Here is a 24,748-nt window from a genome sequence, read left to right as displayed (position 1 = left end):
TGTCCGTCATTGGAAGCGCAGGACTACGTGATACTCAACTCAACAAGCAACGTTGACAAGGCTATTGACGCACTACACGGCTACGAGCGCATCAGTTGTCTGCTCGACAACGATGATGCAGGGCGGAAGGCAACGCTTGCCATCGAGAACGCCCTCGGCTACCGTGTGAGGGATGCATCTCACTTGTACTGTGAGTACAAAGACTTGAACGACTATCTGTGCGGAGTTAAATCCAAACAGTCTGTACACCAAGTACAGCCTGTTAAGCAAACCGTTCCACCTCGAAAGAGAGGCGCAGCCTTGGGCATATAGACGGTTCCTGCTCCAATGGCTATTCTGAACGGAAAAGCCATAGCTCAATAGGGCGTTTTCTTGACGCAGTGGCACGCCACCGCTAAAAACACCCATTTGAGCAAAGGGGCATCCCCTTTTGAAACCCCGTGAGCCATGCGCAGGGCGCAATGCGGCAAGCGGATTTGTACAACTCAAAAACAAGTTTATTATGGGACATTTCAGTTTGGATTTCAAGAAGGCAAAGGGCAGCTCTGACGCAAGGGAGTCAGACCACATAGAGCGCAAGGTGATACCCGACAACGCTGACCCTACGAGAACTCACCTCAACCGTGAGCTTGTCAAGATGCCGAGCGGTGTGTATGGTCGTGACGAAGCCATCGCCCACCGCATCAAGACGGCAGGCATCAAGCGCAAGATAACCAATGACCAGGTGAGGGTGATTAGAACCGTGCTGTCTGGAACGCACGAGGACATGATGAACATCGCAGCCAATGGTCAGCTTGACGATTGGTGCAACGACAGCTTGAAATGGTTGCAGGACACATTCGGCAAGGAGAATGTCGTTTCGGTGGTTCTCCACATGGACGAGCACACGCCGCACCTCCACGCCTCCATTGTTCCGATAGTGACAGGCGAGCGGAGAAAGGCGAAGAACAAGACAGCGGAAGAAGGCAAACGGACATACCGCAAGAAAGCCAATGCCGTGAGGTTGTGTGCCGATGATGTGCTCAACCGTGACAAGATGGTTGGCTATCACGACAGTTATGCGGAAGCCATGGGCAAGTATGGCTTGAAGCGAGGTGTCCGTGGATCGGATGCGAGGCATACCACCACGGCACAGTATTACCGCAACATCAAGCGAGAGACGGAGAGACTTCAAAACTGCATGAAACTGTTGCAATCTGATGTGGAGGAAGCGGAGCGACTGCTCAAACAGACCAAGAGCGAAATCAACACGGAGAAACTACAGGCAGCCAAGACGGAAGCCAAGACAGCCCTTGTGTCGAAGATTGGTTCTCTCTTGGGAAGTGGAAAATTGAAAGAGGTGGAGCAACACAACCGAAAGTTGTGTGAGCTTGTGACAGACCGAGAGCAATACATTGACGAACTCCATGAGAAAATACAGCGAATGGAGGACAGCCACAGCCAACAACTCGGCGAGATGCAACAGATACACAAAGCAGAGGTCGTAGATTTGAAGAGCAAGCACGCAACAGAAGTTTCTTTGCTCAATGACATCGTCCGCAAAGCCAAGCATTGGTTCCCGATGTTGGAGGCACATTTGCAAATGGAAGACCTGTGCAGGAAGATTGGCTTCACCGTTGAGCAAATCGGAGTGCTTCTTACAGGAAAGGCAGTCAACTTTAGCGGTTCACTCTATTCCGAGGAGCACAGAAGAAAGTTCAATGTAGTGAATGCAGAAATTAAGGTATTCTCTGATTCTACCAAGCCGAACCAACTATTTTTGTATATAAATAGACAAACTATGGTTGAATGGTTTAAGGAACAGTGGAATAATATAAGGTTAAAAACACAGCGTCGTTTCAAACTTTAATATACTTTTTGCAAGAACAAAGAAGGCAGCTTACTTTTTTTGGGTAAACCGCCTCTTTGTTGTTGCTTTTACAATTGATATGTTAGAGATAGCATAACATTTCCAGAATGTTGTTTGTATCTAACATAGGATGTGTAAGTTGGTGTAACATTTTGTTTTAACCAATTGATTCCGTTAAGGTGAAAGATATTCGTGCCAGAAAGTTTGCATGTGAATTTCTTGATTTTATAGGAAATGGAAAAATCAATATCTCGCAATATCTTACTTCCGCTTGTATTCTCTATCTTGTTCCACTTGCCGGTAACAAAACTGGCGAACTTGTTCTTCGCAAATATGAGCTTTGCAGTTCCACCAAATTCCTTGTCACTAGAATCAATGTTTAAGTCGGTGACTTTGTTTGTCAACTTGTTGTACAAGCCATCAACCTCAACATTGAAAGGAATCTTAAAGCGTGAGACGAAACCTAAGTCTGTCTTTAAGTTCCCTATCAACATTTTACACGGAATGGAATTGTATGCAATTTCGTTTCGATTCCATAAAAATGTTGTGGTCAGTTTGGCATCAATAGGCAAGTTGCCCAATCCTTTGTTGGCATATAAAGTTGCATTTACGGTTTCCTTTTTTCCTCCATCCATATAATTTTGGCTGTGTAATAAACCGTCATTCTGATAGTTCAGCATTTCGGTGTTATCAGCCTTCTCATAAGTCAAATACATAAATATAATTGTTCTGCTATACAAACTATACAACTTATAAGCAATATTCATGTTCAGGGCGTTGTTGCCCAACCTTGAATATGAGGAAGCATCTGTGACCTCATCGTAGCTATTGATGACAGAAAGTCTCGAAAGTGCTTCAATATCGGTTGGCACATATTTGTAACTCAGTCCAAATGCAACAGAGTGTTGCTGACTGAAACGTAATTCTGTTGCAAAGGATGGCTCCCACTTGATTACAGACTTTGTCGCTAGTCCATTAATGTTTGTATTATTCCCATAATCAGAAAATCTAACGCCTGCATCAAACCTAAAGAGACCTTTGTTCTTCATGAGCCCCCCATAAATCCCGAAATTGTGACTGTTCAAATGTTCGCTATCTACATTTTGGTCTATCCATGAATCGTAGTTCTGAGTGGACAACTCCCATTTCAAGTTGATTTTATGGAAAATAGGAAATACATATCCTACAGCACCTGCCACATTCAGCTTCTTCAAACCTCTATCTATATAGTAAGAACCATCAGCCTGTGTATATTCGATAGGCAATTCGTAAGAGGAAAGAATGTCCAAGTTTCTGTCTGACTTAGAAAAAGCGAAATCTACACTTCCATAAAGCAAGCCTTTGCCTATCAACGAATTTAAGCTGACCTGCTGTAAAGCATTAAATCCTTTGTTTTTGTCATTGTCTGCATTTCTATCGGAATTATTGTTGTAATAATCCATGATAGACATACTGTTTCTCATATCGCTATATGCCAACTTCGTTTGGAAACGCAAGCTTGTGTATTGATTGACATCCCATTTTTGGCTGAGGTTAAATGAACTGAAGCTGCCTCTTTTCTTGCCATTCTCTTCTGTTGACTTACGTATGTTTTCCTGCGCCATCTTTATATGTTGTTCCGTTGACAATGCAGACTTTGCATCCATTTCATTGTGGATTACACCTATTGTGGCCTTGTAGTGTGAAGACGGTTTCAATGTTAAATTGACATTGCCAATACCTGAAGTCCTTTTGTATTCGTCATTACTTGGCATCAAGACATTTCTTTCTGCACTGGAAAGGCTCAATTGCGCAAATCCATTGGTTGTTTTTACTCCTGTAAGACCGCCATTGGCATTGAGATAGTCCATTATAGAGAATACAGCCTCATTGGTGTTGTTCGCATTTGCTATGATGGATGCAGATACTTTATTGCCCATCTTTAAAGCTGAGTTCTTGCTGTCAAACTTGTTCTTCATACCGCCACCTTCTGTAAAGTTGCCTGCCCATTTGTTATGGAAGTCCTTATTTATAAGGTTTAATGCTGTCGTCTCTTTTGAATTAAAAGAGTTGCCGATATTTCCATCATTATAGTTACTAAGCAACTCCACACCAGAAGCAAAGTCGGCGGACAAAGTTTTTAGTGCATGTCCTCCTGTAGAAAGCACATCTTCGCCATTGACCAAGAACTTATCTATTTTTTTTCCTTGGTAGGAAACATTTCCCGATTCATCGACTGTCATTCCAGGCAACTTTTTAATGACATCGCTCATGTTCTGTTCACTTCCGTTTTTAAACACATCTGGACTAAATTCAATTGTGTCATTCTTTATTTTCGCCCCTAAGTTTCTACCTTTTATTGTTACCTCAGACAATGTGTAGCTGTCGTCTTTCATCATTAAGTGTAATGGGGGCGCCGGCACTTCTTTATAATGTACTCTCAGTGTAGTATATCCGACACATCTTGCTGTCAACCAAAATGAGGACAAAGCCTTGTTGGATTGGATAGTGAACGAACCATCGTCTTTTGATATTGCATACGAAACGATGGAATGTGCCGCACTATCTTGTGAACATGTAACAGTACAAAAGGGTATGGCTGTATTTTGTGCATCAACAACCATACCCGATATATTCTGTGCTATAGAAAATCTACATATGCAGATTAGCATACATAACAGTAAACTTCTTAAACGTCCCATACATCCTTATGTTTTACACTACAAAACTATGACATTGTCATTGCCGCTTTCCTTCAACTCTTCAATCTTTTTCTTCTGTAACTTTTCAAAAGCAGGTTTTTGCATTACTTTTCCTCTTGGTAACTCTATCTTGACTTGCCCTTTTATAGGCAAAATACTTTCTGCCTCATAAATTTCGCTTGATGTCGTCAAGCGGAGTATTGCCCCTGGCAGCCCTATATATCCACAAGGTCCTACGGGGGATGGTATTTCTTGACAGAACCATGCTACTACAGAACGATTTTTCTTATATACGGCCTTTGTACATTTCTTTCCTAAAACTTCTATAGTCTCATCAAAATACAAATCCCATTCATTTTTTAATGAATCAGAAAAAACGACAAACGCCTTATCTACAATGCTTTTTATACTTATTTCCTTATTATCTGTTGTATTTGTATAGTATGAGCCACTTCCTTCAAGTTTGATAACATTGTTATCTATGCCTGTGGTTGAAAATGCACATTCGTTGCCATTAGTAAATAAAGTATAAGTTTTATGCTGATTGGACAATTGATTTATAATCATTTGTCTTTTACTTAAATCACTCATACTATAGACCTCCTTCGGAATTTGCATCACCATATTATAATGTATGGATAATCCTATCTTTTGTGCAGAGACTAATAGACAAGAGACTAAGCACGAAAGCGTGAATAATATAACCCTTTTCATATTTGTACAGAATAGAAAGAAAATATTAAAGAGTAGGCACTCCAATGTAATATGCAGTCGTTGTTGATTAGCAATAGACTACGACATTAGAGAACAATAATGACTGTTCCATCTTTGGTAATAATAACGACAGGACCATTTGATGGAGTTGCTTGGAACGTTGTTGTTGCCTTAATGTTGTTTACTACTGGTGAAGATACTTCAGCCGCACTTGCTTGACTTGGCATGCATATAGCACCTAATGCCAAAGCCATAGAAAACAAAAACTTTTTCATGTTTTCTCCTTTTTAAATGTTATACATGTTGCGGAGGTATAAACCTCTTTGTTTTCGATTGCAAAAGTACAAAAAAAAAATGATTGATAGAACTTTTTGATGGTTATTTTAAACTGAATTAAACTTATTGACGGTAAAATTAAATTTGATTAAACATTATGCTGCTATTTTGTAAGAAAACTGGTACTTTTTGTAACATGTCTTTCGGTTTGATGTTTTTTTGGGAATTAAAAATCTTAGATTCATTATTTTTTTGTATTTTTGCAGCCGAAAAGAGTTGTTAGGCAGCAAACGTATGCAGATAGCAGAATTTAGGACTGTTGCCAAATCATTACCTCTATTGAGGTGAAAGACTCATAAATAGCTCATTTTAAGCTATTCGGCAGTTTTTAGCGTAATTTTATATAAAAATACCGCTTAATCATTCAAGGCTGTATCTTTAGGTTTATCCTTAAGATGCAGCCTTCTTCTTTTGCCCACCAGCCATAAAAGCACTAAGACGTAGATATTTTCTGCGCAAACGTTTACGTGTATTTTTTCATTAAAATTCGTTCAGATTAAATAATTTTTAGTACTTTTGTGGCAGAAATCAAAGATTCATATCAAAAATCAAAGATTCCTAATGATCTTACGAAAATGAAACACGAATACTTATCGCTAGTAAATTTCAATAGACCAAAACAAATAAACAAGAAATAATAACCTACAAAACAAACATCATTATGTATCAACAACTAAGACGTGCCAGCATGGCACTAGCATTGAGTTCGGTTTGTTTTACTGCATTTGCACAAAAAACAATCCAGGGTACCGTAAAGGATGCTAATGGCGAACCTATGATAGGTGTAACCATTACAGATCAAAGCGGCAAGGCCGGTGGTATTACTGACCTCGATGGTAACTTCACCATCCAAAATGCGAATCCTAATACAGAATTGACTTTCAGCTATATCGGCTGCAAGCCAAAGAAGGTAAAAGTAGGAAGCCAGAAATCATGGAACATCGTACTGGAAGATGACAACGAAGCCCTCGATGAGGTAGTTGTCGTTGGTTATGGTACTATGCGCAAGAGAGATGTCACCGGTTCTATCGCCTCTGTTAATTCAGATAAGATTGCCGCTCGTGGTACAACCAATCTTGCAGAGTCCTTGCAGGGTTCTGTGCCGGGTGTCAACATCACCCAGTCGGGTAGCCGTGCAGGTGCAGGCTTCAATATCCAGGTTCGTGGTCAAGCTTCCATTAACAAGCAGGCTCAGCCTCTCTATGTGATTGATGGTGTAGTTTGCGACAATATGGACTTCTTGAATCCAGACGATATCGACCGTATCGACGTATTGAAAGATGCTTCTTCTACTGCCATCTATGGTTCCCGTGCTTCTGCCGGTGTCATCATGATTACCACTAAGGGTAGCAAGGGTGCAGATAAGGCACAGAAGGCAACCATCTCTTACGATGGATATTATGGTGTGAAGAAGACAGCACGTATGCCAGAAATGATGGGTGCCAACGAGTTTATGGATTACCGTTTTGCCAGATATACAACGCTTGACGGAAAGAGCTATGACGGTTCTAGCCGCAAGGGTGTTGATGCCAATGGACATCCACACTACATCATCAAGAATACCGACTTGAATTCAGCCTTCCTGACCCGCAAGGGAGGAACCAGCTACAAGGATTCAAAGCTTTACGAGTTGATGATGGATCCAAGCTTCGACGGTTACGACTGGAAGGAGATGGTAACCCGCACAGCTGCTCAGCAGAACCACTTCGTCAGTGCTGCAGGTGCAACTGATAAGGTAAACTATCGCGTAGGTATGGGTTATCAGGGCGAGGAAAACGTATTCAAAGGCAACGACTATGAGCGTTTCAACTTGAAGGGATCCATGGATGCCAAGCTTTCCAAGATTTTTGATGCAGGTTTCTCTGTTAACTTATCTATGAGCAGAACAGAAGATGTATGTACAGATGGTACTTACTCTCCATACGTAAACGCATTCTATTTCAACCCATTCGTATCTCCTACAGATACAGACGGCAACTTGATTCCTAACCCAGGAGCCAAGGCAGCTTTTGGTTCTGATGCACAGTTTACCTCTACATACAACCCATTGATTGACCTCTATGATGGTAACTATACCAATGAGACCAAGAAATACACCATGATGGGTAACCTGTATCTTCGTGCCAACATCATGAAGGGATTGAAGTTTACCACAACTTTCTCTCCTAACTATTCTCACAAGCGCCAGGGCATCTTCTATGCCACAGGTATCAACGAGGGCAACGATGTAGGTTCTACCTACTATCAGAAGAACAAGACTAACTTTGCCTCTGTGGGTAACACCACTCGTATGGATTGGACCTGGGATAACCAGATCGACTACAACGAGACTTTCGGCGACCATAACATTGGTGCCATGGCTCTCTTCTCACTCTACAAGAGCAATACGGAATATCAGTATGAGGAAGCTAAGGGTATCGCCAACGACCATACCACCTTCCACAATCTGGGTTCTGCCAGCGGTGACAAGAATCTTTCCAGCACATACAACGAGTCATCTTTGGAGTCATTCGCCTTCCGTGCCAACTATTCTTACAAGGGAAGATATATGGCAACAGCTACACTCCGTGCCGATGGAAGTTCACGTTTTGCCGACGGCAACCGTTGGGGATGGTTCCCATCAGTAGCTGCGGCATGGCGTATCTCTGATGAAGCATGGATGAAGCAGTTCAGTTCTTGGCTCGACAATACCAAGCTCCGTGTTTCTTATGGTGTTACCGGTAATAACAATGTAGGCGATTATGTAACCATCGCTTCTGCCACTGGTCCTACCTATGTCACCATCGATGGTACAGAAGTTCAGGGTTATCATCCTAACGGATTGGTTAACACCGCCCTTATCTGGGAGAAAGTGAAGGAGTTTGACCTCGGTCTCGACTTGAGTTTCCTGAAGAATCGCATCAATGTAACTGCCGACTTCTATAACCGTCTTTCAGATGGTCAGATTATGTCTCGTTCTGTGCCTTTGGAAACTGGTGAGAAGACTTCTACCTTCAATGTTGGTTCTGTTCAGAACAGAGGTATCGAGTTGGGCTTGCAGTTCAACATTATTAACAAGAAGGACTTCTCTTGGAGTGCCAACGTGAACTTTGCCCGCAACTGGAACAAGATTAAGGAGTTGAGTAACGGTAAGGTAGATGAGGTAGCCAACAACTGGTTCATCGGCGAGCCATTGAACGTGCTCCGCGACTATACCCACACCGAAGTGATTACTGACAAGGGTGTAACCATGCACACCATGAATGGTGACAAGCACTATACCTTGAAGGAGTTCTACGAGAGATATGGCAGTAAGTATAAGTGGTATGAAGGTCAGGTAGCCGTTAACGATTGGAACGACGATGGCAAGATTGACGACAGCGATAAGCAGATTTATGGCTGCACCGATCCACGCTGGACAGGAAGTCTCTCTACCAATGTCTATTTCAAGGGCTTCGACTTCTCTATTATGTTCTATACCAAGAGCGGATTCTGGTCTCGAAGCTATTTCCATGAAAAGTTTATGAAGTATAGCGACCGTGGTAATGCTCACATGCAGCTGGATTACTACATCCCTGCAGGAGCACCGATCATCAATCATGAGACAGGTGAGATTACAACCGCCACAGAGACCCACTACGGACAGTATCCTTATCCAAACAACAGCGATACATCCATGGGTGGTTACTTCGGCGACAAGGGTTCAGCCAAGGGAGAAGGCTTCCAGTATCAGAAGACCTCTTTCACCAAGGTTAAGAACATCACCTTGGGTTATACCTTGCCAAAGAATGTAGTGAACAAAGCTGGTATTCGTAACCTTCGTGTTTATATGAATATCCTGAACCCATTCTGCTTCACCAACTACAAGGGCTTTGACCCTGAGTGGGCTTCACAGAATCTGCAGAATGGTGGTCCAGCATCTGTAACCTATCAGTTTGGTGTAAATTTGAAGTTCTAAGCTTCATCCTATCAAGTTCTAAACTTCATATATAATTAAAGGAAACAATTATGAAAAAGATATTATATAGCGTAGCTCTCGCTGCTTGCTGCATGGGTACCATGACTAGCTGTAGCGATTTTCTGGACGCAGAAAACAAGTCGAATGTAAGCGACAAGCAAACATTCGCTACCAAGGATGGTTTCAACACTTTGGTAAACGACGCCTATCAGCGTCTGCAAGACGTCTATGCGGCACCTCTGTTCACCAGCTGTTTCTCAGCAGGTACAGATATGTATGCTGATGCCCGCAACAAGATGAACGAGCCATTGAATACTTACGAGACCTTGACTCCTGAGAATAGTGATATCAAGAATCTCTATACTTATCTCTATTCAGGTATCCGTGCTGCCAACTCTGTGTCATACTATGCACAGAGTGCTAAAGTAGATGATGCCACGAAGAACAAGCTCGTTGGCGAGGCACGTGTCCTGGCAGCATACGAGTATTATCTGCTGGTGAATAATTTCGGAGGTGTGCCTTTGATGAAGGATTTCCTAACTTCTGCAGAAACCGGATATCCTAAGTCTTCTGCTGCAGACGTATATGCATACATCATCAGCGAATTGGAGGATGTCATCAGCAAGAACGTACTCGAGGCATCAACAGCAACCAAGGGTGGCGGCCGCATCAGTCAGGAAACAGCCAAGGCTATCCTTGCCAAGACCTATCTCTCAGCAGCATGGGACCTCGGCAAGCAGGAATACTTTGCCAAGGCAGCTTCTCTTGCCGATGAGGTAATTGCAGGCAGAAAGTTGACCACACCATTTGCCAGTCTTTGGAAGGCAGATGGTTCTGGCGATGATAACGCAGAGTTCCTCTGGGATGTAGAATATGATCTGGCTACAGCCAATAATACCACATCAGGTGGTACTGAATGGAGCGGCTACTACTGCAACTATCTGGGTGGAGCCGAGGATCCTATCAAGGCAACAACTTCCAGTTATGTACCAACTCTCTATGCCTTGCATTGCTTCCAGAAGGGTGACCTGCGTTACGATGCAACTTTTATGAAGGAATTGCCGGATGTAAACAAGGGCAATGCCGCAGGCACAGGCTACTGGACATGGTATAAGAATGGTGAGAGTCTGAAGGGATATCCTGTAACCCGTTACTATTCTGCATGGTATGAAACTGATGCAGACTTTGCTGCATGGAAGGCAGAAGATCCAGCCAACAGAGCGAATACCTACCGCATCCCGATGGATTCAAAGACCAAGGAGGCACAGAATATGGATGGCAAGGATATGGATTATTACGACAACCAGCAGTTGGTTTACGGTTCAAATCCTTGCAAGAAGTTTGATGACAGCCAGACTGCTTCTAACCAGAAGAATACCTGCTATCGCGATATCCATATCATCACATTGCCAGAGATGTATCTCGTAGCAGCAGAGGCTTACCTCAAGGCCGGCGATAACACCAAGGCATTGGCCCGCCTCAATGAAGTTCACCAGCGTGCAGGTCTTGCTGCACTTACAGGCACAATCACCATCGACAACATTCTTGACGAGAGCGCTTGTGAGAACTTCGGTAACTGTGCCCGTTGGATGGATCTCCGCAGAACCAAGACATTGGTTGAGCGTTGCACCAAGTATAACTACGAAATGGGAGATAAGGCAGCCCAGTATATAGGCGAGAAGCTTCTGCGCCCTATCCCACAGGCTGCCATCGATGCCAACGACCAGTTAAGTTCAGCTGACCAGAATCCTGGTTATTAATAGAATTACCATCACATACATACACACTCTATATCAGATTAAAGGCCGTATCTTGGAGGTTTATCCTCCGGATACAGCCTTTTTTTAATCATGTAATTCAAGCTTATTCTTTTTCTTGAAGCTTATTCTTTTTCTTGAAGCTTGATCAAATTCATCAAGATACAAGGAACACTATAATCAAGCCAATCCGTTTCCCCATAAACTGAAGAATACAAAAAGTCCCCCTCACTGCTCAACACGAGCCGCAAGGGGGACTAAAAGTTATGAGTAATCTAAATTCTAAGCTTACTTTTCTTCTGCAGCCTCAGCAGGCTTTTCAGCTGTCTTCTTGGCTGTAGTTCTCTTGGCTGGTGTCTTCTTGGCAGCAGTCTTCTTGGCAGCTGGCTTCTCAGACTTCTCTGCACGAAGCTTGGCTACCTCCTTCTCAATCTTCTCGATCTTAGCCTGGAGACGGGTAATCTCCTTGTCCTTCATCTCGATTTCCTCATCCTGGTTGGTGATGGTGGTAAGAAGACCCTCCAACTGATCATTATCTACATCAGCAGGATAGAGATCGTTTACTCGGTTGATGAAGTCACCAAGAATGTTCATGTAGTTGGTGAATGCATCGAATGGGCTGGCGTAAATACCTCTGTCAAGACCTACGTTGCTAGGCTTGGTGGTCATGAAGCGGAAGTTATTGCTTGCCTGGAGATAATCCCAGTCCAGATTGATACGTGGATCATTGGCGATACGTACACGGTCAGCTACGCTATAAAGCTTGTTGAAAGCCTCGCGCTGCATTGGGTTACCGAGCCAGGAACTTACGTCACGCTCCTCATCTACCCAACTCAATGTATCTGGTACATTGATCTCGCCTACAGACTTGATCTTCTTGCAGATCTCTGTAGGAGTAGAGAAAGTAATGCCACGCTGCTTAGCGCACTCTGGCAAAGCCTTCATAAACTCAAGGATGTTGCTTGACAATGGCTGAGCAATACCAAGAGCAGACAACTCCATGAAGATATTGATAACCTGCTCCTCCTCTGGGAAGGAAGCAATATCGTTCATATAGTTATCTGCGAAGAGTGGATAACCCTCCCAGTCGCTGTTGGCGAAGCGCAAAGAGATATCATCGCTCAGACGTACATCACGAAGCAAGAGCTTGAGCTTTGGATTCATCGCACAGTGATATACATAATGTGGTGACTTCCAACCCAACACGTGCTTTGCACCCTCGGTAAGCATACCCACGAAGTCCATATCAGCTACAGTAGCACCAATCTCATCACTGTAGATGAGAGAAGAGTTACGGAGTACGGTAGGCTTCTTGCCGAAGTACTCTTCAATCTTTGTGCACTGGCGCTTCACCTCAGACTTGAAAGTCTCCTCGTTGACGAGAGAAGAAAGACCATGAGAATAAGGCTCTGCGAGGAACTCTACGCAACCGGTCTGGTTCAATTCCTGCAACTTCTCCAAAACTTGAGGAGCGTGAAGCTCCAACTGCTCCATACCCACACCAGAGAGCGAGAAGGCAACCTTGAAATACTGACCGCTCTTCTCAATCATCTCCTGGATAGCATTGAGTGCAGGCATGTAAGAGCGCTCTGCGATGTCGTTGATGCTACGCTCATTCTCATAATCATCATAGTAATAATGATCAGTACCGATATCGAAGAAGCGGTAGCGTTTCAGATGGGTAATCTGATGTATCTCGAAATATAAACAAATTGTTTTCATACTTTGAACTTTAAATTTTGAACTTTGAACTTTATGATTAGCCCTTGTAACATTAAACATTTAACATTACTTCCATCCCAAAGTCTTGAGATAGAGATCTTTGATGCGGGCTCCCACTTTCTCCCAGGTAATCTGATCTACTTCCTTTCTGCCTTCCTCTGAGAGATAATCGAAGAGACTCTCGTTGTGGCAGATGCTGTAGATTGCATCGGCAAGGGCATGGATATCCCAGTAATCTACCTTGATACAGTTGGTGAGGATTTCACCGCAACCACTCTGCTTGGAGATGATAGTAGGTGTACCACACTGCATAGCCTCAAGAGGAGAGATACCGAATGGCTCACTCACGGATGGCATTACATATACATCACTATCCTTCAGGCACTCATATACCTGCTTGCCTCGCATGAAACCAGGGAAGTGGAAACGGTCGGCAATACCTCTTTCGGCTGCCAGATAAATCATCTGATCCATCATATCGCCCGAACCTGCCATGCAGAAACGCACGTTGCGGGTACGATGCAATACCATGTTGGCTGCCTCTACGAAATACTCAGGACCCTTCTGCATGGTGAGACGACCCAGGAAGGTTACCACCTTCTCCTTGCCCTTATGGTCTGGGCGTGGGATGTCCTGCCACTCCTGCTTCAGTGGATACACCGCATTGTGCATGGCAAAGCACTTGCGTGGATCCTGGTGATACTGGTTGATCACGGTCTGACGGGTCAACTCAGATACACACATGATGCAGTCGGCATTATCCATACCATCCTTCTCGATAGAATATACGGTAGGGTTCACCTTACCACGGCTACGGTCGAAATCGGTAGCATGTACATGGATGCACAATGGCTTGCCACTCACTCGCTTGGCATGGATACCAGCAGGGAATGTCAACCAGTCGTGGGCGTGGATAATATCAAATTCTTCGCTACGGGCTACAACACCAGCGATGATGCTGTAGTTGTTGATCTCGTCGTGGAGATTAGATGGATAACCGCCGGCAAAATCCATACAGCCGAGGTCATTCACGTTCATATAGTTAAAGTCGGCATAGATGTGATCACGGTAGCGGAAATAGTCATCAGGATTCATGATGTTGCCCACACGCTGCTGCACATAGTCATGATTGACGTCGCGCCAGGCGATAGGCACACTGTTCATAGCCACAAATTTACAAGCACTGCGGTCCTCATCACCGAAAGGATGAGGCAGGCACAATGTTATATCAACATCTCCCTGGGCATGCAAGCCCTGGGTGATACCAAAGTTGGCAGTAGCCAAGCCACCAAATACGTGAGGAGGATACTCCCATCCAAACATTAATACTTTCATATAGCGTCCTCCTTATATTAATATTGATACTTTTCTAGTAATTCGAGCGCACGGAGAATCTCTGCCACGTTCATGGCGAAAGATATGGCGCCTCGACCTGAGAATGGTGGGTTGCCATCGAAGAGCTCACTGATAGTACCAAGGCAGTGATAAGACATTTCATCGTCATAACCTACCATCTGGCGCTCTACGAAACTCAAGCGGGTACGCTTGTAGAGTTTCAAGCTTGCCTCCATATAGAAACCACCCAGCCATGGCCATGCTGTTCCCTGATGGTAAGCATAGTCGCGCTGTGTCTGAGGACCTACATAGATAGGGTTGTAACCGCCACTCTTAGGTGAGAGTGAGCGCAATCCCTTAGGTGTAAGGAGTTCGCGGGTACAGATATCAAGTACCTTCTTCTTCTGGTCTTGCGACAATGGAGAATAATCGAATGCCACTGGGAAGATCATATTTGGTCTAACGCTCCAATCCATCATATTGCCATCTACATAGTCGTAGAGATAGCCATACTCATTGAGGAATGTATCAACGAACGACTTCTTGGTAACCTCAGCCTGAGCCAGCAATTCCTGCTGTGCATCCTCTTCGCCAGCTGTTCCAGCCAAAGCAGCACAGAAGCACAAAGCGTTATACCACAGAGCATTGAACTCTACGATATATCCGGTACGAGGCACTACAGGGCGGCCATTAGCCGTAGAGTTCATCCAGGTCACAGCCTTGTCCTTACCATTGGTATAGAGCAAGCCGTTCTCCATCAACTCCAGGTTAGGGTGCTTGTTGTCTCTGATGAAATTGATGACATCCTTGATAAACTGGCCATACTTCTTGTAGCACTCCTCCTTAGAGGTCTCCTTGGCATACTGCTGAAGAGCCCAGATAGCCCAAAGAGGCACGTCAGGCATCTCGATTTCTGTAATATGAGTGGTAAGAGGCTTATCCTCCATAAACTCATAGTATCCGCGCATAGCTGTCTGCATCACCAGCTCAAAGTAGTCGTTCTCCTCGATTGAGAGAGTAAGACCTGGGAGCGAAATGAATGTATCACGAGCACGGCACTTGAACCATGGATAACCAGCCTGAATGTAGCGGTCGTCGTTCTTTTCACGGCGATGGAACTGATGTGCAGCATTCACCAGGCAATGGAAGAAATTATCGCGAGGAGCACGTTCATCTACCTCTTTATCAAAGAGTTTCTTCAAGCCGGTAGTCTTGATTTCAGATGTAGCTGCAGCAAAGACAATAGACTCGCCTTTCTTGATATCCATCTCGAAATATCCTGGCACATAGAGGTCTTCATTAGAAGCATAACCTCTCTCCTGCTCCTTAGGATATTCCACACCACGATACCAATCTGGACAGAATTTAAACTCGTTCTTCTTTGAGAACTGCATGTAGAGGTCTGGATAACCAGCATACATACATGTCTTAATTCCGTTGTCAACACCAGAGTAGTCACGAGATGCGGTTGCATTCTCATGGGTAAACTGACGCACGCTGCGGAACGCCAAGAAAGGACGGAAACGAAGCGTTGTGGCAGAATGACCGTCAACCAGCGTATAGCGGATCAGAATTCGATCTTCATAATGCTGGAAGACTACCTCTTTCTTGAGGATCACACCACCCACGCGGTAAAGTGTAGTAGGCACCTTATCGCAATCAAACTCACGAATGTACTTGTGGCCCAATGGACTGAAGTTGTTGCCCTGGTACTTATGCAGACCAAGATTGAATTCAGCACCATGCTGAATCACCGTAACATCCAGAGAACTCAGGAGAACATGATTGTCGTCGTCCAGTTCAGGAACCGGTACAACCAGAAGTCCGTGGTACTTACGGATATTACAGTCCACTATCGTTGAGCACGAATATGCGCCCGAACGATTAGTCCTTAACAACTCTTTCGGCAATGACTCTTGTAAGTTGGTCATCAGGGCCTTTTCGAATTTTAGATAACTCATAGATCTATATTAAGGTTTTAATATTTGTTGACTATATTTATTGCATTCAAAGGTACGGCTTTTTTGCGGGAAGACAAAGGAAAAAGTGACACATTTTTAGAAAATCTTGCTTTTGTATGTTTTAAAACATATTTTTAGCGTTTTTTATTGAGTTATATCAAAAAAAATGTGTAATTTTGCAGCCGATTTAACGAACTAGTGCATAAATAGAAGAACGATAATGGTTGAAAAGAAGAAAGATGCGAATAAAGCTAAGGTAGCTCGGGAGATTTCGAAAATATGGGGCGGACTCGAGAGCGACCAGATTGCAACATTGAAAGAACATGTTGAAATCACCAAATACAAGAAAGGAGAAATGATTTACCAGTGCGATGAAACTCCCACTGATGCAATGTGTCTTCTCACAGGCAAAGTGAAGATATTCAAGGATGGCATCAACGGAAAGAGCCAGATTATCCGCGTCATCAAACCGAACGAATTCTTCGGATTCCGTGCTTATTTCGCAAACGAAATCTACAAGACTGCAGCACAGGCTCTGGATACTTGCACCGTAGTACATTTTCCACTGCCCGTACTGATGAAGCTGCTGCAGAAAAGCTACAAGATCGGATACTACTTCATCAAGTACCTGAGCGTGGAAATTGGAAAATCAGACGACCGCACAGTCAACCTCACCCAAAAGCACATCCGTGCCCGCCTCGCCGAAGCACTCCTGTTTCTGCATGATTCATACGGACTGGCTAAAGACGGAGTCACACTGGACTGCAGCCTGAGTCGTGAAGACCTCGCTAACATTTCCAATATGACAACGAGCAACTGCATCCGCACACTCTCGGCCTTTGTATCAGAAGGTCTGATAGAAACGAATGTCAGAAAGATCAAGATTCTCAACGAAGAGGAAATCAAGAAAATTGCAAAAGGATAAAAGCCGCAGCATAAACGCCAATGAGGGTGAGTTCTACGAATAGAACTCACCCTCATTGGCGTTTATGCAGGAATCAGAAAGTTGATGACTTCCTGAATTACTGTTATTTTATAAGGACCCACTGGCGTATTCATCAACCTGCCATCGATACCTATCAAGGCATGAGAAGCCTCCTCTACCTCCACCTCGCGGGTACGGTAAGGATGCACACTCTTATGATTCAGGAACTTTCCCTTCACAAAAAGATAAATACCCTCGAAAAGCTGGGTCATCTGTGGATGATACACCACCGAGACATCCAGTAACCCATTATACGGCACGGCATTCGGCGTCTGACCATAACCAGCCGCATTGCCTACACACATCGTCATCACTCTGCGTCTGATGACGTCAGAGTTGATCTTGATATGCATCTTGTAGTCGAGACGCTGGAAGATCATCAGAATAAACGAGAAGATGAACGACAGCGTTCTGGAACCGAAGACATGATGGGTCTGGCGACGCAGATTCATAATCGCAGCAATGAGTCCGATGTTCACACAGTTGAGGAAGTAGCGCAAGCACTTCTCCCCTTTCTTGTTGGTGTATCGGATACATCCCAGGTCTATCTTTCTCACCCTGCGTTTCTTAAGCCAGGCCACCGTCTGCTCCACGTTACTGTCATCGAATCCCCAGAAACGGGCGAAATCATTCATCAAGCCATTAGGAATCACTCCCAACGCCACTTCATTGCGCTCGGAAGCGTCCATCTGCATCAGGCAATTGACGGCATCATTGAGCGCAGAATCTCCGCCAACAATCACTATCGTCTTATAGCCATTGTTGACAAACATCTTCACCAGTCGCTCAACGCTCTTCTGGTTTTCGCTCTGCACGAAGTCGTAATCCACGCCCTGCTGCCTGAGCACCTTTTCTATCTTTTCCCAGCGCTTGGCACTGCGCCAACCGCCACGGGGACAATACAGGAGTCCCCACTTATTTTCATTCACTGCCATGATTCTTACTTAGAACTTTTAACTATCTCCAGCACCTGCTCCACTTTCTGTTCCATCGGCTGCAGGGCATCTATCCAATTGATGGTAAACCCTCTTCGCTCCATACCGCGGAACCAGGTCATCTGGCGCTTGGCAAACTGATGGATGGCTATCTCCAGACCTCTGAACATTTCATCATAGGTGGTTTTGCCAATCACATATTCGGTGATAAACTTATATTCCAAACCATAATAGATGAGGTTTTCTGCAGGAATTCCCCTGTCTAGCAAACCTTTGATTTCATCTACCATTCCTTCCTGGAGTCTCTGCTTCAGCCTTCGGGTAATCTTTTCTCTACGGGCATCACGATCAATACTGACACCTATAATAAGCGAATCTACCGCAGGCAATTCCCGTTCCGGCATAGGATGCTCCAGATTATAGGTTTCTATTTCGATAGCTCGGATAGCTCTCTGTGCTGTATCCACATCTGTGCGATTGTGCATATTGGAACCCGTTTTAGCCTTCAACTCTTTCAGCATCACCGTTAGCTCATCCAGGCTCTTATCAGCCAGCCGGTCTCTCAACTCCTGATTCTGTGGTACAGGCGAAAGATGATATCCCTTGAGCACAGACTCAATATACAGTCCTGTTCCACCGCACAAGATAGGCAGCACGCCCCGTTTCCGGATATCGAGATAGGCATCATAGAAATCTTGCTGATATTCAAAGAGGTTATACTTGGTTCCCGGTTCGCAGATATCTATCAAGTGATAAGGTATCAACTTGCCGTCCACGGTATAATCTTCCAGGTCTTTTCCCGTACCGATGTCCATGCCACGATACACCTGGCGACTATCGGCGCTGATAATCTCCGCCCCCTGGGTAGTTCCACCCCACGACGCAGCATCCAAGCTGTTGATCTTGGAAGCAAGCGCTGCGGCAAGGCTCGTCTTTCCGCTCGCAGTAGGACCTAATATGGTAATCATCGTCTGTTTCATGCCGCAAAGATAAAGGAAATAATTGATAATACAAAATAAAACGAAAAGAAATTCTCACATCAAGACAATCTGAGATAGAAAAAAAGCCGCCCAGCATCAGAAATGCTGGGCGGCTATATTTCTTAATCGTTAAGAGGCAACGAATTAACCGTTGTGCTTCTTCATGATCTTGATCAACTCAACAACCTTGTGTGAGTAACCAATCTCGTTGTCATACCAAGAAACAACCTTAACGAAGTTGTCTGTCAAGTAAACACCTGCGTTAGCGTCGAAGATAGATGTCAAAGCGCAACCCAAGAAGTCAGAAGAAACAACAGCATCCTCTGTGTAACCGAGTACACCCTTCAACTCACCCTCAGAAGCAGCCTTCATTGCAGCGCAGATAGCCTCCTTAGAAGCAGCCTTCTTCAAGTTAACTGTCAAGTCAACAACAGATACGTCCAAAGTAGGAACACGCATAGAGATACCTGTCAACTTACCGTTCAACTCAGGGATAACCTTACCTACAGCCTTAGCAGCACCTGTAGAAGAAGGGATGATGTTGCCAGCAGCTGCACGGCCACCACGCCAGTCCTTCATAGATGGACCGTCAACAGTCTTCTGTGTAGCAGTTGTAGAGTGAACAGTTGTCATCAAACCTGTCTCGATACCGAAGTTATCGTTCAATACCTTAGCGATAGGAGCCAAGCAGTTTGTTGTACAAGAAGCGTTAGAAACGATCTTCTGACCATTGTACTTGTCAGTGTTAACACCGCAAACGAACATATCAGCCTGGTTACCGTTAGCGTCAGCCTTAGAAGGAGCAGAAAGTACTACATACTTAGCACCAGCCTTCAAGTGCTTCTCAGCCTTGTCGTAAGCGAGGAAGAGACCTGTAGACTCAACTACGTACTCTGCACCAACCTCATCCCACTTCAAGTTCTCAGGATCACGCTCAGCAGTAACACGGATGTGGTTACCGTTTACGATCAACTCGTTCTTCTCAACGTCAGCCTCGATAGTACCGTCGAACTGACCGTGCATTGTATCATACTTCAACATGTAAGCCATGTAATCAACTGGGCACAAGTCATTGATAGCTACTACCTGTACTTCCTTTGCGTTCTCAGCCTCAACTGTAGAACGGAATACGAAACGACCGATACGGCCAAATCCGTTAATACCAATCTTAATCATTGTTCTAATATTTAAATTAAAAGTTTAAAAATTATATCTTTTAAGCTATCAAGCGAATCCGAAGGAGCTGATAACACCTTTTTTCATCCCTATCAAGCATTTTTTCTTCTTTTCGAGCGCAAAGTTACAAAAAATTTTCTAACTTTGCATACGAATAGAGTATTAAATAAGTTAAAAAAGGGCGATAGAACTCGAATATTACCTATTTTTAGCACTTTAAGATGCCATACTGACAACTCCATATAGCAAAATGCAATTATTAAAAGGAAGCAGAATATGACACCAGAAAATAAAGTGAAAGTTGCGACTGAAACTTACACCTTATTATATTAAGGGAGAAAAGCTTCATCGCACACAGAAAAGCTAAAAAGGGATCATTCCAAGGGAAGTATTAATCATTATAAACATCAAAGACTATGGGTAAATTTTTGAATGAATTCAAGCAATTCGCCATGCGTGGCAACGTGCTCGACATGGCAGTCGGTGTGATCATCGGTGGTGCTTTCGGCAAGATTGTAAGTTCTGTAGTAGATGACATCATCATGCCTCCTATCGGATGGCTCATTGGTGGCGTCAACTTCTCCGACCTCAAAGTCACTCTTCCATCAGTAGAGATGATCGGTGGCGAGAAGCTTCAGGCAGCAACCATCAACTACGGTAATTTTCTCCAGACCACTCTCGACTTCCTCATCGTTGCCTTCTGTGTATTCATGCTCATCAAGGTAGTGAACAAGGTTACCGCCAAGAAGGAAGAGAAGCCTGCTGAAACTCCTAAGGCTCCAGAGCCTACTCAGGAAGAGAAGCTTCTGGCAGAGATTCGCGATTTACTGAAAGAACAGAAGAGATAACCACTGTTTTTTTATGTTAGAATAAAAAAAGAAGACAGGAGTAAGAGGATATGAATACCATTATCAAGACTTGAGAAGATTTCTATCCAAGCCCTTCCTGCCCATCATTAAAGAAAAATATTTTTTTCCTTAAGGGTTTTTATTTTTTTCCTTAAGGGAAAATATATTTTTCTTTAAGGGGGGAAAATACTATATATAAATAAGGTATAAAAGAAAAAGAGCCACAATAACTCCCCTACTTTTGAAAAAAACACACATTTTTTCACGTTTATTTGAAAAAACTTTCATTTTTCCTTGCTTATTACATATATTTTTTGTAGCTTTGCCCTCGAATTAAGATCTAAGTAGATACACTATAAGTAGATACACTAAATCTTTATTAAACATCAACTCTTAACATAAACAATATGAGTAAGAACATGAAACCTAAAGACCAAATGAAGACAGCGCTGCTGATTTGTGCGCTGACTTCCATGTCTCCTGCGTTTGCAAATGGTACTATGGTAAAAGCTGACAACTTGAACCGCCCTACCACCAGCATCCAACAGCAGAAGAAAGTAGCAACAGGACGTGTTGTCGACAATCAAGGCGAACCTCTTATCGGTGTTACCGTGATGGAAGTTGGCACGTCCAATGGAACAGTAACCGACCTAGACGGAAATTTCTCCCTCAGTCTGAAAAATCCTAATGGCAAGATTACAATTACCTACATCGGCTTCAATCCACAGACTCTTACAGCTGCAAGCAACATGCAGATTACCATGAAGTCTGAAGACAAGGAGCTCAATGAAGTTGTAGTTGTAGGTTACGGTACACAGAAGAAGGTGAACCTCACCGGTTCTGTATCATCAGTAGATAGCAAAGCTTTGGAAAGCCGTCCTATCCAGAACGTACAGAGTGGACTCCAGGGTATGATGCCTGGTGTTACCATCAGCGGTACCAATGGTGCTCCTGGTATGGATTCAGGTAGCATCAACGTACGTGGTGTGGGAACCCTCAACTCTTCCTCTCCTTATATTTTGATTGATGGCGTAGAGTCAGGTACCATGAGTAGCCTCGACCCTAACGATATCGAGAGCATCTCTGTATTGAAGGATGCTGCTTCTGCTGCCATCTATGGTTCCAAGGCTGCCAACGGCGTTATCCTTATCACTACCAAGCGTGGTAAGAGCGGCAAGCCTCAAGTTTCTTATAATGGTTATGTGAGTGTGCAGAATCCAACCAGCCTGATCGACCGTCTGGATTCATACGAGTATGCCCACATGCTGAATGATGCGCTCGAAAGCGAGGGCAAGGCTAAGAAATTCGCCACTGAAGAGGAAATCAATGCTCTCCCTAATACCGACTGGTACGACCTGGCTTACAAAACAGGTTCTTTGCAGCACCACAACGTAAGCGTGAACGGTGCTACTGAGAGCGTAAACTATCTGGCATCTGTTGGTTACCTGAAGCAGTCGGGTATCTTGCCTCACGCTGGTCGTGAGCAGGTAAACGGCCGTACCAACCTGGAGATGAAGATCAACAGCCGCCTTACAGCCCGCCTGAATCTCGCTTACATCAAGAACGATTATACCGACCCTTCTTCTGCATACGCAGGTGGTGGTTCTGACCAGATCATCCGTCAGCTCAACTTGATTGCACCATGGATTACCGCTCGTTATGACGATGGTACATGGGGAACCATTTCTGACGGTAGCCCTATTGCATGGCTCGACAACGATCTGAAGGTATATCGCCGCAACACCAACTTCACAGGTCTCTTCGGTGTTGATTACAAGATTCTTGACGGCTTGACAGCTAAGTTGAGTGCATCTTATGTTAACAACAACCAGAACTACGACTACTTCCAGAAGTTCTTTGTTTACAATGAGAATAAGAAGACAGACCCTAACTTCCACCAGGAGCAGGTTTCCAAGTGGGAGCGCAAGACCTTCGAGGCATTGCTGAACTACAACAAGACCTTCGGACAGCATACCGTTGGTGCTTTGGCAGGATGGCATGCAGAGGCATTCGACTCTAAGTACTGGTACACTTATCGCAAAAACTTCCCTAACAATAGTGTTACCGATATCAATGCCGGTGATGTATCTACCCAGCAGGCACAGGGAAATACCCGTGAGCTGAATATGCTTTCATGGTTTGGTCGTGTAAACTACGACTTTGCAGGTCGTTACCTCTTCGAGGCTAACCTCCGTGCTGATGCATCCAGCCGTTTCGCAGATGGTCATCGTTGGGGTTACTTCCCATCATTCTCTGCAGGTTGGCGTGTAAGCGAGGAAGCTTTCATGGAGGGTACCAAGTCTTGGCTCTCTAACTTCAAGATTCGCGGATCATGGGGTCAGTTGGGTAACCAGGAGGCTTTGAGCGATTACTATCCAGCTATCAATACATACAATATCAACGCCAAGTATGCATTCGATGGCAAGGTAACATCTGGATACTACCAGAGTTCATACAAGATCAACACCATCACATGGGAAAAGGCGACCACATGGGGCGTAGGTGTTGACCTGGGATTCCTCGACAACAAGATTACTGCATCTGTTGATTACTACAACCGTCTTACAGATGGTATCCTGATCTCTGTAGATGCACCTTACGAGTTCGCTTTGGGTAGCTATCTTGACAATGTGGGTAAGATGCGCAACCAGGGTGTAGAGATGAGCCTCAACTACAACGATAAGTTTGGTGAGGTGACAGTAGGCGCAGGCTTGAATGTTGCATACAACAAGAATAAGATTGAGAGCATGCCTGGTAAGGGATACGTAGGTACTGGCTACAACCAGCGCAACGCTATGGGTCAGGAGTTCAACAGCTACTATGTATATAAGGCTGACGGATTCTTCCAGACTGATGCTGAGGCACAGGAGTATATGAACAAATACTGGCCAGCAGACGGCTCAAAGGGTGCTTGTCCTTTCGGCGGTGGCAGCTTCAAGGCTGGTGACTTGAGATATGCGGATATCAACGGTGATGGCAAGATTGATGCAGAGAACGACCGTTTCTATGCAGGCAGTTCTGTTCCTCGCTGGACCTTCGGTCTGAACCTGAACGCAGCTTGGAAGGGCTTCGACCTCTCTCTGTTCTTCAACGGACAGTTTAAGGCTTACCGCTACTTCGATGCATACGAGGTAGAAGGTGCTTTTGTGGGCGACAGCTCTCACCCAGCAACCATCTGGAGAGACTCCTGGACTTACAACAAGTCAAATCCTAAGATGCCAAGATTGTTCACCAATACAAACTCTCCTAGCTCTTCCCGTCAGGTGATTTCTACATTCTGGCTCAAGAATGTATCTTATTGCCGTTTGAAGAACTTGCAGCTGGGTTACTCACTTCCTAAGTCGGCACTCGAATTCCTTCATGTCAACAAGGTACGTGTTTACTACTCTTGCGAGAATTTGTTCACAATCGACGACCTCGACATCAACGTGGATCCAGAGGCAACGAGCCAGCGACTCAGCTCTTATCCATTGCTCCGCACTCACTCATTCGGTTTGAGCGTAACATTCTAATAACTTAAAAAGGATATTAT

At 44.3% G+C, this 24,748-nt stretch carries 16 protein-coding genes; 7 read left to right on the top strand and 9 right to left on the bottom strand.

Annotated elements, in window-relative coordinates:
* A partial coding sequence (locus tag DXD25_RS08375; RefSeq protein WP_147327877.1) for a toprim domain-containing protein occupies positions 1-312 on the top strand: 312 nt, incomplete at its 5' end.
* 190 nt (positions 313-502) lie between these two features.
* Positions 503-1,849 carry a MobV family relaxase gene (gene mobV / locus DXD25_RS08370; RefSeq protein WP_117662861.1) on the top strand — a complete coding sequence of 449 codons (1,347 nt, stop codon included), beginning with the start codon at positions 503-505 and terminating at the stop codon, positions 1,847-1,849.
* A gap of 68 nt (positions 1,850-1,917) precedes the next feature.
* Here the strand turns inward: mobV and DXD25_RS08365 are convergent, their stop codons facing one another.
* From DXD25_RS08365 to DXD25_RS08355, 3 genes are all read right to left on the bottom strand, one after another.
* Positions 1,918-4,227, bottom strand: a complete 2,310-nt coding sequence (locus DXD25_RS08365) for a hypothetical protein (RefSeq protein WP_117662859.1) — start codon at positions 4,225-4,227, stop codon at positions 1,918-1,920.
* A 321-nt stretch (positions 4,228-4,548) separates the two neighbouring features.
* Positions 4,549-5,244: a GLPGLI family protein gene (locus DXD25_RS08360; protein ID WP_147327876.1), complete on the bottom strand. Its 696-nt coding sequence runs from the start codon at positions 5,242-5,244 to the stop codon at positions 4,549-4,551.
* A gap of 86 nt (positions 5,245-5,330) precedes the next feature.
* Positions 5,331-5,519 carry a hypothetical protein gene (locus tag DXD25_RS08355; protein ID WP_005645304.1) on the bottom strand — a complete coding sequence of 63 codons (189 nt, stop codon included), beginning with the start codon at positions 5,517-5,519 and terminating at the stop codon, positions 5,331-5,333.
* A 722-nt stretch (positions 5,520-6,241) separates the two neighbouring features.
* Here DXD25_RS08355 and DXD25_RS08350 point away from each other — a divergent pair.
* Together DXD25_RS08350 and DXD25_RS08345 are read left to right on the top strand one after the other, a co-directional pair.
* A complete protein-coding gene (locus DXD25_RS08350) occupies positions 6,242-9,517 on the top strand; it encodes a TonB-dependent receptor (RefSeq protein WP_117662854.1) in 3,276 nt (1,091 codons plus the stop codon).
* A 50-nt stretch (positions 9,518-9,567) separates the two neighbouring features.
* A complete protein-coding gene (locus DXD25_RS08345) occupies positions 9,568-11,277 on the top strand; it encodes a RagB/SusD family nutrient uptake outer membrane protein (protein WP_117662852.1) in 1,710 nt (569 codons plus the stop codon).
* Between the two features lie 285 nt (positions 11,278-11,562).
* Here the strand turns inward: DXD25_RS08345 and DXD25_RS08340 are convergent, their stop codons facing one another.
* The 3 genes from DXD25_RS08340 to DXD25_RS08330 form a co-directional block, all read right to left on the bottom strand.
* Entirely contained in the window at positions 11,563-12,996 is a 1,434-nt protein-coding gene (locus DXD25_RS08340) for a glycoside hydrolase family 57 protein (RefSeq protein WP_117662850.1), read from the bottom strand.
* A gap of 66 nt (positions 12,997-13,062) precedes the next feature.
* A complete protein-coding gene (locus tag DXD25_RS08335; protein WP_117662848.1) occupies positions 13,063-14,331 on the bottom strand; it encodes a glycosyltransferase family 4 protein in 1,269 nt (422 codons plus the stop codon).
* A gap of 17 nt (positions 14,332-14,348) precedes the next feature.
* Positions 14,349-16,292 (bottom strand): glycogen debranching enzyme N-terminal domain-containing protein, encoded by a 1,944-nt coding sequence (locus DXD25_RS08330; RefSeq protein WP_117662846.1) that lies wholly within the window; start codon positions 16,290-16,292, stop codon positions 14,349-14,351.
* Between the two features lie 220 nt (positions 16,293-16,512).
* Here DXD25_RS08330 and DXD25_RS08325 point away from each other — a divergent pair, with 220 nt between their 5' ends.
* The gene (locus tag DXD25_RS08325) at positions 16,513-17,217 is read left to right on the top strand and encodes a Crp/Fnr family transcriptional regulator (RefSeq protein WP_089544256.1); all 705 of its coding nucleotides are present in this window, start codon (positions 16,513-16,515) and stop codon (positions 17,215-17,217) included.
* A gap of 62 nt (positions 17,218-17,279) precedes the next feature.
* Here the strand turns inward: DXD25_RS08325 and DXD25_RS08320 are convergent, their stop codons facing one another.
* The 3 genes from DXD25_RS08320 to gap form a co-directional block, all read right to left on the bottom strand.
* Positions 17,280-18,212 carry a diacylglycerol kinase family protein gene (locus DXD25_RS08320; protein WP_089544257.1) on the bottom strand — a complete coding sequence of 311 codons (933 nt, stop codon included), beginning with the start codon at positions 18,210-18,212 and terminating at the stop codon, positions 17,280-17,282.
* Between the two features lie 5 nt (positions 18,213-18,217).
* Positions 18,218-19,192, bottom strand: coding sequence for a tRNA (adenosine(37)-N6)-dimethylallyltransferase MiaA (gene miaA / locus DXD25_RS08315; RefSeq protein WP_089544258.1), 975 nt, complete (start codon positions 19,190-19,192; stop codon positions 18,218-18,220).
* A gap of 144 nt (positions 19,193-19,336) precedes the next feature.
* Positions 19,337-20,368 carry a type I glyceraldehyde-3-phosphate dehydrogenase gene (gene gap / locus DXD25_RS08310; RefSeq protein ID WP_117662844.1) on the bottom strand — a complete coding sequence of 344 codons (1,032 nt, stop codon included), beginning with the start codon at positions 20,366-20,368 and terminating at the stop codon, positions 19,337-19,339.
* A gap of 416 nt (positions 20,369-20,784) precedes the next feature.
* Between gap and mscL the strand changes: the two genes are divergently transcribed.
* Both mscL and DXD25_RS08300 read left to right on the top strand, forming a co-directional pair.
* Entirely contained in the window at positions 20,785-21,216 is a 432-nt protein-coding gene (gene mscL / locus DXD25_RS08305; RefSeq protein ID WP_117662842.1) for a large-conductance mechanosensitive channel protein MscL, read from the top strand.
* Between the two features lie 407 nt (positions 21,217-21,623).
* Positions 21,624-24,728, top strand: coding sequence for a TonB-dependent receptor (locus tag DXD25_RS08300; protein WP_233522237.1), 3,105 nt, complete (start codon positions 21,624-21,626; stop codon positions 24,726-24,728).
* The last annotated feature ends 20 nt before the right edge of the window (positions 24,729-24,748 follow it).

Source organism: Prevotella sp. TF12-30 (assembly GCF_003436715.1).
Taxonomy (GTDB): Bacteria; Bacteroidota; Bacteroidia; order Bacteroidales; family Bacteroidaceae; genus Prevotella; species Prevotella copri_A.
Note: the sequence above shows the minus strand (reverse complement) of the source record. Positions and strands in the feature narration are given on the sequence as shown.

What these genes read in the sequence shown, in the direction of transcription:
- DXD25_RS08330 (WP_117662846.1), bottom strand. Translation starts at nt 16,292, where the DNA reads ATGAGTTATCTAAAATTCGAAAAGGCCCTGATGACCAACTTACAAGAG.
- miaA (WP_089544258.1), bottom strand. Translation starts at nt 19,192, where the DNA reads ATGAAACAGACGATGATTACCATATTAGGTCCTACTGCGAGCGGAAAG.
- DXD25_RS08325 (WP_089544256.1), top strand. Translation starts at nt 16,513, where the DNA reads ATGGTTGAAAAGAAGAAAGATGCGAATAAAGCTAAGGTAGCTCGGGAG.
- mobV (WP_117662861.1), top strand. Translation starts at nt 503, where the DNA reads ATGGGACATTTCAGTTTGGATTTCAAGAAGGCAAAGGGCAGCTCTGAC.
- DXD25_RS08300 (WP_233522237.1), top strand. Translation starts at nt 21,624, where the DNA reads ATGAGTAAGAACATGAAACCTAAAGACCAAATGAAGACAGCGCTGCTG.
- DXD25_RS08355 (WP_005645304.1), bottom strand. Translation starts at nt 5,519, where the DNA reads ATGAAAAAGTTTTTGTTTTCTATGGCTTTGGCATTAGGTGCTATATGC.
- DXD25_RS08350 (WP_117662854.1), top strand. Translation starts at nt 6,242, where the DNA reads ATGTATCAACAACTAAGACGTGCCAGCATGGCACTAGCATTGAGTTCG.
- DXD25_RS08335 (WP_117662848.1), bottom strand. Translation starts at nt 14,331, where the DNA reads ATGAAAGTATTAATGTTTGGATGGGAGTATCCTCCTCACGTATTTGGT.
- mscL (WP_117662842.1), top strand. Translation starts at nt 20,785, where the DNA reads ATGGGTAAATTTTTGAATGAATTCAAGCAATTCGCCATGCGTGGCAAC.
- DXD25_RS08345 (WP_117662852.1), top strand. Translation starts at nt 9,568, where the DNA reads ATGAAAAAGATATTATATAGCGTAGCTCTCGCTGCTTGCTGCATGGGT.
- gap (WP_117662844.1), bottom strand. Translation starts at nt 20,368, where the DNA reads ATGATTAAGATTGGTATTAACGGATTTGGCCGTATCGGTCGTTTCGTA.
- DXD25_RS08365 (WP_117662859.1), bottom strand. Translation starts at nt 4,227, where the DNA reads ATGATGAAAGACGACAGCTACACATTGTCTGAGGTAACAATAAAAGGT.
- DXD25_RS08320 (WP_089544257.1), bottom strand. Translation starts at nt 18,212, where the DNA reads ATGGCAGTGAATGAAAATAAGTGGGGACTCCTGTATTGTCCCCGTGGC.
- DXD25_RS08360 (WP_147327876.1), bottom strand. Translation starts at nt 5,244, where the DNA reads ATGAAAAGGGTTATATTATTCACGCTTTCGTGCTTAGTCTCTTGTCTA.
- DXD25_RS08340 (WP_117662850.1), bottom strand. Translation starts at nt 12,996, where the DNA reads ATGAAAACAATTTGTTTATATTTCGAGATACATCAGATTACCCATCTG.